This is a genomic window from Brevibacillus sp. HB1.2 (assembly GCF_013332495.1).
Classification (GTDB): domain Bacteria; phylum Bacillota; class Bacilli; order Brevibacillales; family Brevibacillaceae; genus Brevibacillus; species Brevibacillus porteri.
Map to the genome: position 1 here is coordinate 66,766 of NZ_JABMIU010000006.1, position 16,601 is coordinate 83,366.

Annotated in this window: 16 protein-coding genes; 14 read left to right on the forward strand and 2 right to left on the reverse strand. The window is 46.5% G+C overall.

The window, feature by feature from the left end:
* Window positions 1-28: 28 nt before the first annotated feature.
* The gene (locus tag HPY28_RS16260; RefSeq protein WP_174230945.1) at window positions 29-409 is read right to left on the reverse strand and encodes a RidA family protein; all 381 of its coding nucleotides are present in this window, start codon (window positions 407-409) and stop codon (window positions 29-31) included.
* A 67-nt stretch (window positions 410-476) separates the two neighbouring features.
* Between HPY28_RS16260 and HPY28_RS16265 the strand changes: the two genes are divergently transcribed.
* From HPY28_RS16265 to HPY28_RS16280, 4 genes are all read left to right on the forward strand, one after another.
* Window positions 477-737 (forward strand): hypothetical protein, encoded by a 261-nt coding sequence (locus HPY28_RS16265; RefSeq protein ID WP_174230946.1) that lies wholly within the window; start codon window positions 477-479, stop codon window positions 735-737.
* A gap of 81 nt (window positions 738-818) precedes the next feature.
* Entirely contained in the window at window positions 819-1,376 is a 558-nt protein-coding gene (locus tag HPY28_RS16270; RefSeq protein ID WP_064202701.1) for a nitroreductase family protein, read from the forward strand.
* Between the two features lie 97 nt (window positions 1,377-1,473).
* Complete coding sequence (locus HPY28_RS16275; protein ID WP_017252150.1) at window positions 1,474-1,821, forward strand: DUF1801 domain-containing protein; 348 nt, start codon at window positions 1,474-1,476, stop codon at window positions 1,819-1,821.
* Window positions 1,822-1,899: 78 nt separating this feature from the next.
* On the forward strand, window positions 1,900-2,514 hold the full coding sequence (locus tag HPY28_RS16280) for a PH domain-containing protein (RefSeq protein ID WP_173624021.1): 615 nt from the start codon (window positions 1,900-1,902) through the stop codon (window positions 2,512-2,514).
* A gap of 230 nt (window positions 2,515-2,744) precedes the next feature.
* On the opposite strand, the gene HPY28_RS16285 is transcribed toward HPY28_RS16280, so the two are convergent.
* On the reverse strand, window positions 2,745-4,439 hold the full coding sequence (locus tag HPY28_RS16285) for a PucR family transcriptional regulator (protein ID WP_017252148.1): 1,695 nt from the start codon (window positions 4,437-4,439) through the stop codon (window positions 2,745-2,747).
* Between the two features lie 214 nt (window positions 4,440-4,653).
* Here HPY28_RS16285 and HPY28_RS16290 point away from each other — a divergent pair, with 214 nt between their 5' ends.
* The 10 genes from HPY28_RS16290 to HPY28_RS16335 all read left to right on the forward strand — a co-directional run bounded on the left by HPY28_RS16290 (window position 4,654) and on the right by HPY28_RS16335 (window position 16,198).
* Entirely contained in the window at window positions 4,654-5,262 is a 609-nt protein-coding gene (locus tag HPY28_RS16290) for an ankyrin repeat domain-containing protein (RefSeq protein ID WP_017252147.1), read from the forward strand.
* 8 nt (window positions 5,263-5,270) lie between these two features.
* On the forward strand, window positions 5,271-6,182 hold the full coding sequence (locus tag HPY28_RS16295) for an oxamate carbamoyltransferase subunit AllH family protein (protein WP_173624020.1): 912 nt from the start codon (window positions 5,271-5,273) through the stop codon (window positions 6,180-6,182).
* On the forward strand, window positions 6,164-7,708 hold the full coding sequence (fdrA, locus tag HPY28_RS16300) for an acyl-CoA synthetase FdrA (protein ID WP_174230947.1): 1,545 nt from the start codon (window positions 6,164-6,166) through the stop codon (window positions 7,706-7,708). The genes HPY28_RS16295 and fdrA overlap by 19 nt, the downstream gene beginning before the upstream one ends.
* Before the next feature lie 2 nt (window positions 7,709-7,710).
* Window positions 7,711-9,135, forward strand: coding sequence for a YlbE family protein (locus HPY28_RS16305; protein ID WP_173624018.1), 1,425 nt, complete (start codon window positions 7,711-7,713; stop codon window positions 9,133-9,135).
* Window positions 9,136-9,216: 81 nt separating this feature from the next.
* Window positions 9,217-10,698 carry a cytosine permease gene (locus HPY28_RS16310; protein WP_174231018.1) on the forward strand — a complete coding sequence of 494 codons (1,482 nt, stop codon included), beginning with the start codon at window positions 9,217-9,219 and terminating at the stop codon, window positions 10,696-10,698.
* 18 nt (window positions 10,699-10,716) lie between these two features.
* Complete coding sequence (arcC, locus tag HPY28_RS16315; protein WP_174230948.1) at window positions 10,717-11,667, forward strand: carbamate kinase; 951 nt, start codon at window positions 10,717-10,719, stop codon at window positions 11,665-11,667.
* A 27-nt stretch (window positions 11,668-11,694) separates the two neighbouring features.
* Window positions 11,695-12,147 (forward strand): nucleoside deaminase, encoded by a 453-nt coding sequence (locus tag HPY28_RS16320; protein ID WP_174230949.1) that lies wholly within the window; start codon window positions 11,695-11,697, stop codon window positions 12,145-12,147.
* 219 nt (window positions 12,148-12,366) lie between these two features.
* Window positions 12,367-13,422 (forward strand): ankyrin repeat domain-containing protein, encoded by a 1,056-nt coding sequence (locus tag HPY28_RS16325; RefSeq protein ID WP_173624015.1) that lies wholly within the window; start codon window positions 12,367-12,369, stop codon window positions 13,420-13,422.
* A gap of 615 nt (window positions 13,423-14,037) precedes the next feature.
* Window positions 14,038-15,495: a YcdB/YcdC domain-containing protein gene (locus HPY28_RS16330; protein ID WP_017252139.1), complete on the forward strand. Its 1,458-nt coding sequence runs from the start codon at window positions 14,038-14,040 to the stop codon at window positions 15,493-15,495.
* Between the two features lie 136 nt (window positions 15,496-15,631).
* Window positions 15,632-16,198 carry an SLOG family protein gene (locus tag HPY28_RS16335; protein ID WP_017252138.1) on the forward strand — a complete coding sequence of 189 codons (567 nt, stop codon included), beginning with the start codon at window positions 15,632-15,634 and terminating at the stop codon, window positions 16,196-16,198.
* Window positions 16,199-16,601: the final 403 nt, after the last annotated feature.

The window sequence follows — 16,601 nt, forward strand, 5'->3', positions numbered from 1 at the left end:
GTCGGTCCGCTTCCAACTAACCAGCATGCTAAATAATGGCTTCCACTTCAATTTCAACGAGCAGACGCGGGTCAATCAATGCCTTGACCTCAACCATCGTAGCGACAGGCTGAATCTCGCGGAAAAACTCCCCGTGTGCTTTTCCGATCTCTTCCCACTTGCTGATATCCGTTACAAACATCCGCGTTCTGACCACATGAGACAAATCGGCATCTAATTCTCGCAATGCTTTCTCAATCGTCTCCAGGATGAACCGCGTTTGTTCATAGGCATCGCCCACACCAACGACTTCCCCGTCCTTCATGGCGGTTGTGCCAGCCACTTCAATCCGGTCGCCGATTCGGATTGCGCGACAATAGCCTACAACCGGTTCCCAAGGTGAACCTGTGAATACTTTCTTTCGATGCATAGTAGAAAGCCCCTCTCTTTTCCGCAATAATTGGAATATACTACAAAAAGGAAGGCGAGTGGAGCGGATGATAGACTTTTTTTTCACCCTTTTTTCCAAGTACAAGTGCTTGATACACACCGCGTTTGGTCATGAAGAATACATCCGCGTGGTAAACAAGCTAAGTGCTCATGGCATTCGTTTTCGGACACGCAGTCACCCTCAAGCAGTTCGTCATTTAGGGGGAGTCATGGGGATGTTGCCCCAAGAACAAGACCATAAGCAGTATGACATCTACGTGGCGAAAGAAGATGAACACCAAGCACATTTGGCGATTCATTCCCGTTGATGGATACCTATACGATCATGACAAGCTCTTATATAATGAGTGGGATCAGTAAGAAAATGGTACACCCGAGGAGGAACCAATATGTCCGTACTAGAGGCACTCAAAAGCAGAAGAGCCGTGCGTAACTATATTCCAAAAGAAGTAGAAACAGAAAAAATCCAAGCGCTGCTAGATTGCGCAGTGTTAGCGCCGAATGACCGCTTGCGTCAGCCGTGGCATTTTTACGTGATCAGAGGAGAAGCAAAGCTGCGGTTTGAGGAAATCGCGAAGGAATTTTTGCTGGAGCGTTTTCCGACCAAGCCGAATCTCGTGCAGGATTCCTTGGCCGTCCTGGAAAAAACACCGCTCGTCATTGTCGCGACTGCTGATGTGATCCCAGGAGATGAAGCATCTTCAGAGGATAATGAGTACGCGGTTTGCTGCGCGATTCACTCCATGTGGCTGGCAGCGAAGGAACTCGGACTTGGCATGGTATGGCGCACAAGAGGAGTCGGCTTGGTTCGCGACGAGCGCTTGCTGCAATTCCTCGGATCGCCTGAAAATAAAAAGGTCGTGGGCACGCTGTTCATTGGTTATCCCGAGGCAGATGCGCCTGAGACGAGTCGGGTAGCGGCGGAAGAAAAGACGACCTGGCTGTAATCAATAGAATAGCAATCGAGAAGAAGCCTCCTATTGCATCTGTCGATTATCATAAAGACTAGAAGCACCATCACTTTTGGGAAGCGGAGGACTATTCATGAATCAGCAAGTAACGGATTATATCCAAAACATAACCAATGAATCTCAGGTAGAAGTTTGCAAGCGGATTCGCCAGCTCATCCATGAAAATATCCCGAATGTAGAAGAGCAGGTGAAGTATAAACAAGCCTTTTATGCCATTCAGGGCAAGCAGACATGTGTGTATTTTCCGGCAAAGGATTGGATTAATGTGACGCTGTTTCAAGCGGCGAATCTGGATGCTCCAGCTGGCTTTTTTGAGAAGTCTGATCATGCTGACCGGAAGACCATCAAAATACGGAACGGAAAAGAATTTGATTTTGATGTTCTTGCAGGCCTCCTCAAAAAACTGGGTGAAGCGCAGTAGTTGTTTGCAACTAAGTCTCCCCACACACGTATAAATGGATAAGGTTAGACCGTACATATCGAGGGGAGATGTTTCATTATGTTTGGAAAGCTTGCGGCAGATGCGCTTGGCTTGAGCAATGTGGGAATCGTGGTAAAACCAGCAGATTACGACAAGGTGGATGCTGATGATTACATCATGCACGAGGACAATGAGAAAATTTATTTTTTGATCAAATCAAAGTCCGACGAGTATTGCTTCACCAATCTGGGGCTAGTTCATCTGGATGGAACGAGTGCCACCAGCAAAAAACGCATGCTGCGCCGCTATTCCTACCATACACACCCGATCTCTGACGTGTATCTGGAAACAGCGGGGACCGTCGATTTGGATGTAGAAATCAAGTTCACCATGGGCAATGAGCACTACTCGATCGATGTCAACAAAAAGCATTTGGAGGAGCTAAAAGACCTCTACAAAGCTCTTGTGAAGATCGCATCGATTATGCACGATAACGAACTCGCGCTCCAGCATGCAAAAGAAAGCCTCCACGTCGCCCAAAGCACACTGGGCCGCGTAACAGGCCAGCAAGCAGACGTAGCTTCACAATTCAAGTCCATCAACCAATACACCTTCGATTGGTTGGAAGACATCCGATACAAGTATGTCGTGAAAGACTTTGGGAAAGTCTTTGAAAAATACATTCAAAACTAAAAAGGAAGAGCCTCTTTGAAGAGGCTCTTTTTGTATTTTAGCGAAATCTTCGATAAGCCCCTACTTCTTACGAGTAGAACTAATCGGGCAAAACAAACAGCTGTACGGGAAGGCGTGTCACATGTTTGGAAGGAGACCGCCCGAACAAAGTGAGGATACAGGCGACTGGAAAACATGTGGCACGCCTTCCACCCGACCACAGCAGCAGGAAGACAACGCTCCTTCGAGCTCTACTCCTTGTGCAAAAGCTTGCCGATCTTGAGCGCCAGCTGGATTTGAAGCAACTCCTCCGAGTTTTTCAAATCCATGTTCAAAATCTCTTTGATCTTTTCGATCCGGTAAATAAACGTATTGCGGTGAATGAACATTGCTTTCGCCGCTTCACTGACGTTTTGATTGTACAGAAAGTAATTGTCCAAAGTCACCATGAGGCTCGTGCCGAACTCTTGATCATGCTCGTACAGTTTCCCCAGTCGCTTCAAAAAGAAGTCTTCCAGTTCAATGTCCTTAATGTTGGAATCCAGGAAATGATAGACGGAGTAATCATCGAAATGAGAGACGTCGCCCTTGCTGTTGAACTTCTGCATCAGGCGGATCGCTTCATGTGCTTCGGAAAAGCTTTTATGAAGCGAAGCGATGTTTTTATACTGACGTCCTACCCCAATAAAGAACAAGGTTTTCTTGATTTTATCCACGAGAGCGCTGTACAGCTCATTGGCGAATTGTTTGGCTTCACTTGCAGACACCACGGGTTTTTGCTCATTTTGTCCGATAAGGATGATGATCCGATTGTTTCGATAAAAGCAGGTGATTTCTCCAGGAGCTTTGCTCGAATGGTCATAGACGAGATCGACGCATTTTTTGGCGATCCGATCCAGCTCGTACTTGCGATCGATTATATCCTCCAAATTTTCTAGCTCAACCGGCTCGATATTAATAACCATACAAAAATACATGTAGCTCGATTGCAGCCCGTGTAAATCGCACAACGTTTGAAGGGAATCAGCCGACGTGATTTTTCCCGTTAATAGATCATCGAAAAAGTCTTGTCTGATCTTCAGCTTCACTTCCTCGATTTCCCTCGCCTTGATCCGCTCCAGCGCCACGATGGTGGACGCCTGTTCCAGCACAATGTAGTCAAATTCAGTTAGCTCCCAAATGGTTTGCCAGACGACGATGTATCCATAGATGTGATTGGCCACAGCAACAGGTAGAATCCTGCATTTAATCTCATCATCCTTTACATGGTAGATACGCTTGATCGACTTTTTGATCTGGCTAATATTTTTCGGGACGGACTCCGTGAAGTCACGGGTAAAAACAGGTCTGTTTTTGATCAAGGTCAGGCAGGAGTCAAGCGGAATCGGATTGTGCCAGATTTCTGTGTAATGAAGCAAATGCCAGTCCTGATCCAGAATAAGGATCGGGTTGTTGATCGTCTCAGATAGCTCGGAAGCGATGCGATCCAGTCCGCCACCTTCCAGCGCAATGCGAAACAGTGCGTTATGCATGTCCAATGTTTTGCGGTTCAACAAATCATAACGCCCAGAGGCTTTTTCGTTAATAATGGCAATCACTTTAGACAACGTGTATTCAAAAGGCAGGGCCAAGAGCGGCAGCCCGTACTTGTTGGCATGCTCAATCATGTTTTGCGGGATTTGATCGAAATAGCGATGCATCTTGATTACGAGCCCGGAGCAGTTGATTTCCGCCAGCTCTTTGATGATTTTATTTTGTAATTCAGGATTGTCCTTGAAAATATACCCGGTGGAGAGCAAAAGTTCGTTGGAAGACAGCCAGTCAAAAGCATCCGGGTTTTCCATAATATTGACGATGGAGATAATGTTGTTGATGCCTTGCTCTCCGGCGATGATTTTGATGCCGTCTATGGATTGAATGGTAAGCAAATCTTTGATGGTCAGCACCATGTTCACTCCTTTGCCACAAAGGGATTCCTGTAATTGTGCAATGTGCACAAGTGAACCTCAGTTTTTTTAGTTTCGATACACAATGACGATTCCATTCACCATGTCTAAAATAATGATGTAAGTACGAGGGCTTGTCTAATTGTTTTTTAAAGAGCAAGCGCTCAGCCAATCTTGGCGGGTTGTTCAATCACGAGATCATGGAGGGCTTACTATGACAGACAAAAGCGTAGTACAAGCATTTCTCGAGGCAGCGGCTGAGGGGAATATCGAAGCACTGAAAAAGCATTTGGAGCAGGGCGTAGATATCAACGCAAGAAACAGACAAAAGCGTACAGCGATTCTGACTGCTGCCATGAATGACAAATTGGAAGCGGTATCGTTTTTGGTAGAGGCGGGTGCAGATGTAGATTTGCAGGATGAGACATGCTTCAACCCGTTCTTGTTCGGATGCATCAACGGTAAGCTGGAGCTTGTCAAAATGATGATCAAGGCAGGAACAAACCTGGAGCTGTTGACTCGTTTTGGAGGAGTAGGGATTACACCAGCGTGCGAAAAAGGCCATGTGGACATCGTACGTGAGCTCGTAACGACGACTGACATCAACGTAAACCATACCAACTTTGTGGGTTGGACACCACTCATCGAAGCGATCATCCTCAATGATGGCGGTGAGAAGCAACAAACGATCATCAAGCTGTTGATTGAGCATGGCTGCAATGTGCAGATGGTAGATAAATACGGCGTAACACCGCTTGAGCTTGCGAGAAGAAAAGGCTACACCGAGATCGAAAAAATCTTGCTGGAAGCAGGAGCAAAGTAAAGCGTCCCATGTACATCCAGGCGTTGTCTGGCGATGCCGGTTTCCTTGAGCGATTGGCACGAGCAAACTTTAGCGGGACCGTACACAGTATTTTTGAGCGGACGATCAATCTGACATGCAGCGAAAACGGGGAATTGTACACCATTGGAAACTATCAGCTAGACAATGCACCGAACACGCTCATCATTGATAGAAAAGGCTTTTCAGAGCTGGGGCTGTCAACTAACGCTCCGGTTATGACCGAAAATAACACGCTCGTTATCGGAGCGAATTTACGAATATGGATCCAGCAAGCAACAAAGTGGGAAGGTGAGCTTCCTTCCTATCCTTGTGACATAGAAGGCGTAGATGTATTGCGCAGAAATGTGGCGTTCACGAAAAACTACGTGGACGTATACGGCAAGACGGGGGGCATGAAAATGTCCTCCCACCCTGCCAGTCCGTTTGAGAAAGAGATGTCCCGTATGCTGATCCAGCGTGCAGGCATGCTTTCCGACGATCTGGCGAACAACCGCATAGAGTCAGCTACTCAGCATGCGATAAGTCTTATCGGACTGGGGCCGGGGTTAACACCCTCAGGTGACGATTTTTTAGTGGGATTGTGCAGTGTATACAAAATGCGAAACATTTCCTCTTGTTTGTCATGCCCATTTTTCGATGAAATCGTCCGTAGGTCCCAAGCATTAACGAACGAAATCAGTGCGATCACGCTGAAAAAAGCAGCCCATGGACAAGTAAGAGAGTCGCTAAATGACTTACTTTCATGCATGGTGTCCGGCTCCATGGAAGAGCTTGTCCCTGCTTTAGACAAAATCATCGGGATCGGCTCGTCGTCGGGTACGGATATCCTGCTTGGCATCCTATGTGGTTTGGAACGAAATCTAGAAGCTGGAGGTAACGTATGTCTACCAAAGTCGTAATCAAGCAAAGCACGTATTTTGACTCGGTATCCCTGATGTCTCTCTCTACAAAAGCAAATCAAATTGAAGGTGTCGAACAAGCGGTTATTGCGATGGGCACCGACATGAACAAAGAGGTATTGAAAAACGTAGGCTTGCTCACACCTGAGCTGGAAGCAGCGAAAACGAGCGACCTGATGATCGTGGTGAAGGCGGCGACAGACGAGCTGTGCGAGAGCGCTCTCATCGCCATCGATGAACTGTTCAAGAAAAAAGGCGGCAGTAAATCCGCAACGGAGATCAAATACTCCACGATTGATTCAGCGGCAGCCAGCATTCCAGAGGCGAACCTCGCTGTGATCTCTGTAAACGGCGCGTTCGCGGCGAGAGAAGCGAGAAAAGCGTTGGAAAACGACCTGCACGTCATGCTGTTCAGCGACAACGTGAGCATTGAGGAAGAGATCGCTCTGAAGCAATTCGCGCATGAAAAAGGCCTTTTGATGATGGGACCTGACTGCGGGACGGCGATCATCGGCAATGTAGCGTTGTGCTTCGGAAATGCCGTGAGAAAAGGCAACATCGGCATCGTAGGTGCATCGGGCACAGGCAGCCAAGAGGTGAGCGTGCGCATTCACGACTTCGGCGGCGGTATCACGCAGCTGATCGGTACAGGCGGCCGCGACCTCTCCGAGCAAGTCGGCGGCATCATGATGCTCGACGGAATCAAAGCATTGGAAGAGGATGAGGCGACAAAGGTTATCGTGCTCATTTCCAAGCCACCAGCACCGAGCGTTCAGGAAAAAGTATTGGCGCAAGTGAAAAACTGCAAAAAGCCTGTGGTTGTGTACTTCATTGGTGGAGAAGAAACGCCAGTTCTGGAAGCAGGCGGGCATTTTGCAAAAACGAGTAAGGAAGCAGCCATTAAAGCAGTTGTATTGGCAGGTGCCAACGAAGACGAGCTCAACAAGCGCGCCCTCAACTGGCCACTGATTGAAGAAGTTCGGGCAAAACTGACACCTGAGCAAAAATACGTTCGAGGTCTGTTCTGCGGCGGTACACTGTGCGATGAAGCGATGTACCTCGCGATGGACAAGTATGAAGACGTATACAGCAACATTCAAAAGAAAGCAGACTACAAGCTGAAAAATATCCATGAGAGCAAGGCTCACACTTTCCTCGACATGGGCGATGACGACTTTACAAATGGCAAGCCGCACCCGATGATCGATCCTTCCACGCGCATCGCGAGATTTTTGGAAGAAGCAAAAGATCCTTCCGTCGGCGTGATTTTGATGGACTTCATCCTGGGCTTCGGTTCCCACGAAGATCCTGTTGGTGTCATGCTGCCAGCGATCATCGAAGCAAAAGCACAAGCAGCAAAAGAAGGCAAACACCTGGAAATCTTGGGCTACGTGCTGGGGACTGACCTCGATACACCTAACTTCGACGAGCAAGTGAAAAAGCTGATGGATGCGGGTGTAACGATTGCGAGCAGCAGTACGAATGCAGGTCTTCTTGCTAGAGAATTTGTTGCGAAAGGGGAATAATCATGAGCAAAATCAACGAGCTGTTTAACGGAAAAATTCATGCGATCAACGTAGGGATCGAGTTTTTCAAAGACGATATCATCAAGCAAAATGCGAATGCGTCTCATCTGGATTGGAAGCCTCCAGGCGGCGGAAAGCCTGAGCTGATCAACGCTCTCGACAGACTAGAAAACGCTGCTGTCGCTGATAAAATCGCTGCGGCAAACAAGCTGGCGGTAGAGCGCATCATCAACTCCCAGCCGATGCTTGTTGGCTTCGACCAAGCGATCAATGTGGTGCCAGGCATGACAAAAACCACGATTCTGCACGCGGGTCCGCCTATTACGTGGGACAAAATGTGCGGCGCGATGAAAGGTGCCGTAACCGGAGCAATCGTATTCGAGGGCTTGGCAAAAGACATCGAGGAAGCTGAACAGGTAGCTGCTTCCGGCGCAATCACGTTCTCTCCATGCCACGAGCATAACTGCGTTGGCTCCATGGCAGGTGTCACATCCGCTTCGATGTTCATGCATGTAGTCAAAAACAAAACGTACGGAAATGTCGCGTATACCAACCTGAGTGAGCAAATGGCGAAAATTTTGCGCATGGGTGCCAACGATGAAAGTGTCATCGCCCGTCTGAACTGGATGCGCGATGTATTGGGACCAATGCTGCGTGATGCGATGAAGATTGCAGGTGAAATCGATCTGCGTCTCATGCTGGCGCAAGCGCTGCACATGGGCGATGAATGCCACAACCGCAACAACGCGGGTACGAGCTTGTTGATTCAAGCACTGACTCCGTACATCTTGGAGACAGATTTCACCAAAGAACAAAAACGCGAAGTATTCGATTTCGTAGCAAGCAGCGATTACTTCTCCGGTCCGACATGGATGGCGATGTGCAAATGCGCGCTGGATGCAGCACATGGAATCGAGAACAGCACGATTGTCACCACAATGGCGCGTAATGGCGTAGAGTTCGGTATCCGTGTAAGTGGTATGGCTGGCAACACTTGGTTCACAGGACCTGCTCAAAAGGTAATCGGTCCCATGTTCGCAGGCTACAAGCCAGAGGATTCCGGTCTGGATATCGGAGACAGTGCGATTACAGAAACGTACGGTATCGGCGGCTTCGCGATGGCGGCAGCTCCAGCAATTGTTGCGCTCGTAGGCGGTACGGTTGAAGAAGCGATCGGTTTCTCCACCACGATGAAAGAAATCACGACAGCAGAAAATCCAAACGTCACGATTCCTCTCCTGGACTTCCGAGGTGTAGCAACAGGCATCGATATTCGTCAGGTGATCCAAACGGGCATCCTGCCAATTATCAACACTGCCATTGCGCATAAAGACGCAGGGATCGGTATGATCGGTGCGGGTATTACGTATCCACCGATGGAAGCTTTTGAAAAAGCATTGCTCGCAGTAACGGAAACGGTTAGCTAATTGCTTTTCATCCTAGGTGACTCAGCTTTCGCAGCAAAAGAAGGTTGCGAAAGCTGGGTTGAATGAGGAAGGTGAATGAACATGGGACAGGCAAACGTAAAGGAATCATATGAAGAATTCAAGTCCTATGGATACGCGGACGATATTTTGCCAAAGACTTCCGAAAATCGAGATTGGGGCACCTTTAACTACGTGACCGTGTGGATGGGCGCTGTGCATAATCTCATGTCGTACATGACTGTAGCCGGATTCTTTGTCCTCGGATTATCCGTTCCGCAAGTCTTGTGGGCAGTCATGATTGCTGCCTTGATTGTTTCGGCGGGCTATGTGTTGAATGGCTATGCGGGACAGAAATACGGGATTGGCTATTCGATGCTGTTGCGCAGCTCTTTTGGTGTAAAAGGCTCGATCATTCCTGCTATATGTCGCGGGCTTATCGCTGGTGTTGTGTTTTTTGGGACAAAAACAATTATTGGCGCACAATCCTTTAATGTCATTTTTGAGAAAATATTCCCTGGTTATATGAATATGGTTCCAGGTTTTGATTTTCTCGGATTAGATTTCCCGACGATGCTTTCTTATGTGATCCTCTGGGTCATTACAGTTGGATTGTTTTTAGGTGGAATGAAAATTCTCAGTCTGTTTAGTAAATGGTCTTCCCCGATCATCTATATTTTCATTGTAGGTGCAGCGATTTGGGCGATCAGCGTTGCTGGCGGATTTGGTCTGATCTTTGCTTATGCTCCTGCCAAACCGATGGAGAATTGGCTTGTATTTATCGCATGTGTAAGTGCATTGGTATCGAACTGGGGTGGCCCGATTGTAAATATTGCAGACCTTACGCAAAGGGCAAAACACCCGAAAGCTCCGATGATTGGTCTGCCGCTTGGAATGATTACATCCTATATCCTGTTTGGAATTACGTGTGTAGGATTGTTGGTTGGAACGCAAATTGCGTTTGGCATCAAAGACTTTAATGTCGTCGCTGCCATTGATCAAATTGGGAATCCTGTTGCCGTCATTGTCTTGTTGCTGGCACTGAATATAGGTTCGACGAGCTATGTTGTGTTTGGGAATTTGCTTCCATCTGGTCTACAGATGACAGCGCTTCTTCCAAAAATGTTTACAGTGAAATCAGCGGCTATCTTAACAGCTGTATTGGGGACTGTCATTTTACCTTGGAAGCTGGTGAATGGTACCGCCGCGCTGTATATGTTCTATAGCTTTATCGGCTCCATGTACGGTCCGATTACGGGGATCATGCTGGTTAGTTTCTTCATTGAAAGAAAAAGAAAGCTGGATTTATCCAGCATCTACGTAAAACCAGGTGAAAACGGAGAATACAAAAACGGCGTTAATATGGTGGCATGCGGCGTATTGATTGTCAGCTTCTTGATTACGCTATCCGGCTCTTTCTTGCCAAATGTGCCACTATTGGCAAACATCAGCAAGTCTGCTTTCCTTAGCGGGATGATTATCTCCAGTGTTCTCTATGCATTGAGTTATAAATGGAACAAATCAAGTGCGATCACGCAGCGTGAAACCACTGCAAAAGTATCTTAACCAAAGGAGAAGTGCCCAGTGGAAAAACTCGTAATTGTTGCTATCGGCGGCAACTCGTTAGTGAAAGATAATGGTCGCAATACCATTCAAGACCAATATGAAGCCGTATGTGAAACCGCGGCAAATATCGCGGATATGGTGCAAGAAGGCTACAACGTTGTCGTTACTCATGGCAACGGACCGCAGGTTGGATTTGCTTTGCAAAGATGCGAAATTGCCAATGAAGTGTCCGGGATGCCTACGATCCCGCTAGTCAATTGCGTGGCGGATACGCAGGGGGGAATCGGCTACCAAATCCAGCAGGCACTCACCAACGAATTCGCCAAAAGAGGAATTAACAAAAAGGTTGCGAGCGTCATCACACAGGTAGAAGTCAGCAAGGATGATCCGAACTTCGAAAATCCAACGAAGCCAGTCGGCTCCTTCTTCACACTGGAGCAGGCGGAAGAGATGCGCAAAGAGCATCCGGACTGGGTATTTATCGAGGATTCCGGTCGTGGCTACAGAAGAGTGGTTCCTTCCCCGAAGCCAATCGACATCGTGGAAAAAGACGCTATCAAATCGTTGATCGAAGCGGGATATGTGGTAGTCGCTGTTGGCGGCGGCGGTATTCCGGTTGTGAAAACGGGCGAAAATACGTACGATGGGATTGATGCTGTCATCGATAAAGACTTTGCTACCAGCTTGCTGGCAGAGCAAATCGATGCACAGACATTGATCATAACGACAGGTGTCCCGCAGGTATGCATTCACTTTGGCAAGCCGAATCAAAAGGCGCTGGAGCGCATCACCGTAGAGGAAACGAATCAATACGTTCGTGAAGAGCACTTCGCAAAAGGCAGCATGCTGCCAAAAATCGAGGCCAGCCTGAGCTTTTTGGAGAAAAACGGATCAAGCGTGATCATTACGAACCCAGAGAGCTTAAAGGATGCCATTACGAACAAAGCAGGGACACACATCGTAAAATAAAGGCCTCTTGAGGGAGGGTGCAAGACAATGGATTACATGAAGCTGGCAGTGGAAAAAACGATAGAAGGCATGAACAACAAGCTCGGTGGACCTTTTGGAGCGGCTGTGGTGAAAGGGGACGAAATCATCGCCGTATGCAGCAATCGCATGATGGCCGATATGGACCCGTCCCAGCACGCAGAGATGGTAGCCATTCGTGAAGCGTGCAAGATCTTGGGCACGATGGATCTGACAGGCTGCGAAATTTACGCGACATGCGAGCCTTGCCCGATGTGCGTGGGGGCTATCATTTGGTCTGGCATCAAGGTCGTTCATTACTGCTCGACTGCGGAGGATGCGCATGAGAATGGTTTTTCGGATAAGCATCTGCGCGACTATTTTTCCGGTAAGGATACGAGCGTTTTGAACATGATCAAGGTCGAGAAGCGTGAGGACTGCGATCAGCTGTTTACCCACTTTCATCAGTTGAACAAAGAGTAGAAGGTAACTGAATAGCAGACAAGAAACACGGATGTTCGGAGCATGAAAAAAGGGCCTTATAAGGGCCCTTTTCTTCTTTGTTATTTTCCCTAAATTCAAAAGTTTTGATGCTATCTCATTTTGTTCAATCTGAATATAGTGCAGCTAGTCGAGCTGCGTTATGAACGGAAATGACTCCTGATTATGGTATAATCTACCTAATCAGGAGGTATTAAAGATATGTCAATAAAAATGAAACGGAGTTTACTCCTAGCTTCAGTTTTGGTGATTTGCGTGAGTATATGGACGATTGTCATACAAAATATGACAGGTTCGAATTCATTATCAAAGCCAGCCTTCACTTCTACTAATCAACAACAGAAAACGATTGTTAATGAGGAACTACTTATTAAGGAACCGGAGCCTGAAGATAATCAAGAACTTCCAAATCAGCAAGAAGATACTGCTAGTAGCAATCCTAATTATAGAGTACCTAGTGAGGTGGAGCAGCCATCAATAAATACTCTTCAAGAACCCGAGGTATCTATGAATCTCGATTATGAACAAATTGTAAGAATTGGCCCGAATGTTAAAATTGTAGCCATTTCAGATGATAAGATGGCTTCTGATGAAGCAAGACAGGCAAGAAAAGAATTAGAGGCTTTAGTTCCTCAATTCAACGCACTATTTTTCATTGATGCCGCTTCTGAGAATGAATTAGATATTCTAAAATTATTTTTGAAAGCTGGAATGGACCCTGATGCATATGTAGAAGTGAAAGAAGGTTCCAAGAGTACTGCACTCGATCTAGCAGTTTCAAACGGCCACCTTGATGCTGCAAGGTTACTTCTAGAAAACGGGGCAAATCCGAACTTACTGATAGAAATTAAAGGAGGTTTCAAGAGTACTGTACTCCAAACAGCAGTTTCAAACGGCCGACTTGATCTTGCGAGGTTACTTCTAGAAAACGGGGCAAATCCGAACTTACTGTATGATCAGTTCACCATAATCACCTTAGCAGTAGCAAAGAATAATTATGACATGGTAAACGAATTACTTAAGTATGGCGCTGAGCCTGATTTGAATTATCAGAACTTTAGATCACCACTAATGCGTGCAGTTCAAGATAACCGCTTACATATTGCAAAGTTGTTATTGGAACATGGAGCTGATCCTCTTCTTGCTACACAGTATGCCCCAGAGCACCCGACCAAGTTGGGGAGTCCGATCGCAGAAGCAAGAATGTTGGGGAATCGAGAAATGATTGCTTTGCTAGAAGCATTTATCCGTGATTAGAACCAGAGATTGCTATCAATCAAACCTCATTTTCAAGGGATCATGCTCAAAAGCGGCAGGAATCACGCTAAAGGTAGCATTGCTAGGTTTCAATGCATACCTGTGGCAGCAAGCAAGCCTGAATCGAAAAAGCAGTCGTCGACAAAGGCCGTGCAGACGGCTTCTAGCAAACAACCAAAGAAAGCGGTCAAAAAGCCTTCAACCCCATCGAAACAGTCGGATGGTCCAGACGTTCAGATAAGCTTTACAGTTGAACCAACTACGATACATTATGAAGAGACGACTTATACAACAACGAGCAGCTACGGCGGTGGGTCGTTCAATATGCCGCTCGAATATAATCCGTATACGGGATGTCATTTCACATGTTCCTCATGCAGGAACATTTTTTTTGCAAAAAATTGGTCGAATTTGAATTTAATAAGGGATAGTTGTCCAATTAGATTATTTGGAGGATATGGATTGATCACCATGGAAAGCCAGAGCAATGAATTTCGTTTCTACCTAAAAATTTGAATCGTGCATGAGGCGATTCCACGAGTGATGTGACAATTTTTGCCAAGCGCCGTCTTATTGTGTAAGCTTCAACTTCAAGAAAAAATGGAGGATAGACGTATGACCTCTCAAAGGCGTTATCCTGTACTAGCAAGCTGCGTACTAACAACCACACTGCTCCTGTCACCAGCCTCGGACACAGTCATGGCAAATCAGACAGGGAACCAACAAGCAGCCGCTCACCTTCAGGAAAATCAGTTAAGCGAAAAGGCAAAACGAACGGAGCAAAAGCTGCAAATGCTCTTCCCAACGCTCGATGACACATCAAGACAAATTACCTTGGAAACGAAAGACCAGCCTGTGTACGATATCGGTTATGAAAAAAATAATGAAATCTTTGCCAGAGCCAATATCCATGCAGAAACCGGGAAACTGCTTTCGTTTTATTGGGATAGTAAGGTTCAGGATTTTAAAATTCCTGATGATAAGCTGGCCTATAAGAGCGCCGATACCTTCATGGAGGGCTTGATCGGTGAAATGCGCAGCTTGTACGAGGTAACGCGGGCTCCTGTAGGCGATGTCATCTATCGTCGCTATGTAAATGGCATCGAGGTAGATGGCGATGAGTTTCGGGTGGCAGTAAACAGTGCGGGACAGGTAACCGGCGTTTCGGCAGGTGAAAACACGCTGACCAACGTCAATCCCGCTGACTTCCTTCCTCCAGCCCAGGCGATGAAGAAAGATCAGCTCAGTCGCTGTATCCCACCCCTACTGCAACTCATGTACAAGACTGGTGAAAATCAGACCGATCTCGTCTACTCCGCTGTATTCTCCGGTTATGTGGACGCAGTAACAGGAGCTGAGCTGATCACTGATCGGCAATACAGAACCTGGAGGTGGAAACCAATCTCCCTCACGCCTGGTGGAAAGGTAGTAAAGGTGAAGAATGAGCAGGAGGCAACGCGGATTTACGAAAGCGAGTTTGGTATCAGCCTGAAGGGTAGGACCTTCAACAGCAACGGCGGCAATAGCGAGAAGGAAAGTGTTTATTTTTCCCCTGATGAAAAAGAGTTTTTATTTACGAAGGATGACGTTGTGATCGGATTTCAAAGCTATGCGAACGGCCAACCCCAAAAAGGGAAGGCAACATTGTCGGAAAAGCAGGTTCTTGAGAAAGCTGTTCAGTTCCTGCAAACCTATCTCAAACGGGAAGAAAAGGAGTTCTACTACAGGGTGAATCATCCTGGTACGCAGAATCCACATGTGTACGTAGTAACGTTTGTGCCATCTGTTGAGGGACTTCCTTTGGACTACCGAGGAGGCAGTGGTATGGGTGTAAATGGAGAAACGGGGAAAATCACATGGTACAATCAAAGCCTCGACCAAAAGCCCGCCAAGCTCCCGGATAAGAGGAAGGCTGTCTCCATAGATGCAGCAGCCAAGGCCCTGCTGGCGAAACCCACTGAACTGCGATACATCTACCCATTCGTTAATGGTGAGAGGTTAGCCAAACCGGTCCTTGCCTATTCAATTCATATTAACACTATCAATGCCCTGACAGGTAAGGTCGAAGAGTAGGTAGAATGAAAATCGACAGTTAGAACACATCATTTGTGATAAGATAAGAAAAAATGAGACGTAACACGAATGAATAGACAGCGAGTGAAAAGAAATCTATTATCTGCTAGCGTTCTTTTAAACTAGAGGTGGCAACATGTTAAAACGTTTATTTGTTTCAGGATACAAAGCTCACGAGCTTGGCATTTTCGATGAAAAAAATCCGGGGTTAGCCATTATTAAGAAAGCACTGAAGCGGGAACTCGTAAGATTCCTTGAGGAAGAATTGGAATGGGTCATCATATCAGGCCAACTCGGGGTAGAAATGTGGGCAGCCGAAACTGTTCTGGAATTGAAAAAGGACTATCCACATCTAAAACTGGCGGTAATTACTCCGTTTTTAAATCAAGAGGAAAAGTGGAAAGAAGAGACCCAGGATTACTACCGAAATATTGTGATGCAAGCCGATTATATCAATAGTGTCTATCAAACACCTTACCAGGGTGTTTGGCAGCTTGGAGAGAAAGACAAATTCTTGCTATCCAATTCAGACGGTATCTTGTTAGTTTACGATGAAGAAAACGAAGGCTCGCCGAAATTTCTAAGTAAGCTCGCCGCAAAAAAATCAGATATGGGCGATTATCAGTTTTTTCGAATTAACGCATATGACTTACAGAACATTGCAGAGGAACAGCAGCAAGAATTATATAATGACTATTTCTAAACAAAGAAACCAGCTATGAAAAGCTGGTTTTTATTCTTGGAAAGTCGCTCCCGTTTGTCCAACATTGGTTTATTGCTTTAATCGTCCATTGTCTGGGGCAAACAATCATATTCATGTCACAACCTATCAACAAAGGGGACCTGTCGGGTTCCCTTTTGTTATTTCAGACTCGTTTAGATAACATCTTTTTCTGCTCGCTCCAGGGGACTGGGAAGACCCTACCCTGCACGAAAAGAAAATTTTTTATACCCGTAACAAAGTGATCTATAAGTCCAAAAGATGAAATGATTACTAGCAGGAAGGGAGTCCGAGAGGCTCATAGTAGACCACACACATAGTGTTCCCAACGCACCAACCCTAAAATCTAGTGACCTTCACCTGAAATCTAGCGGATATATTACAT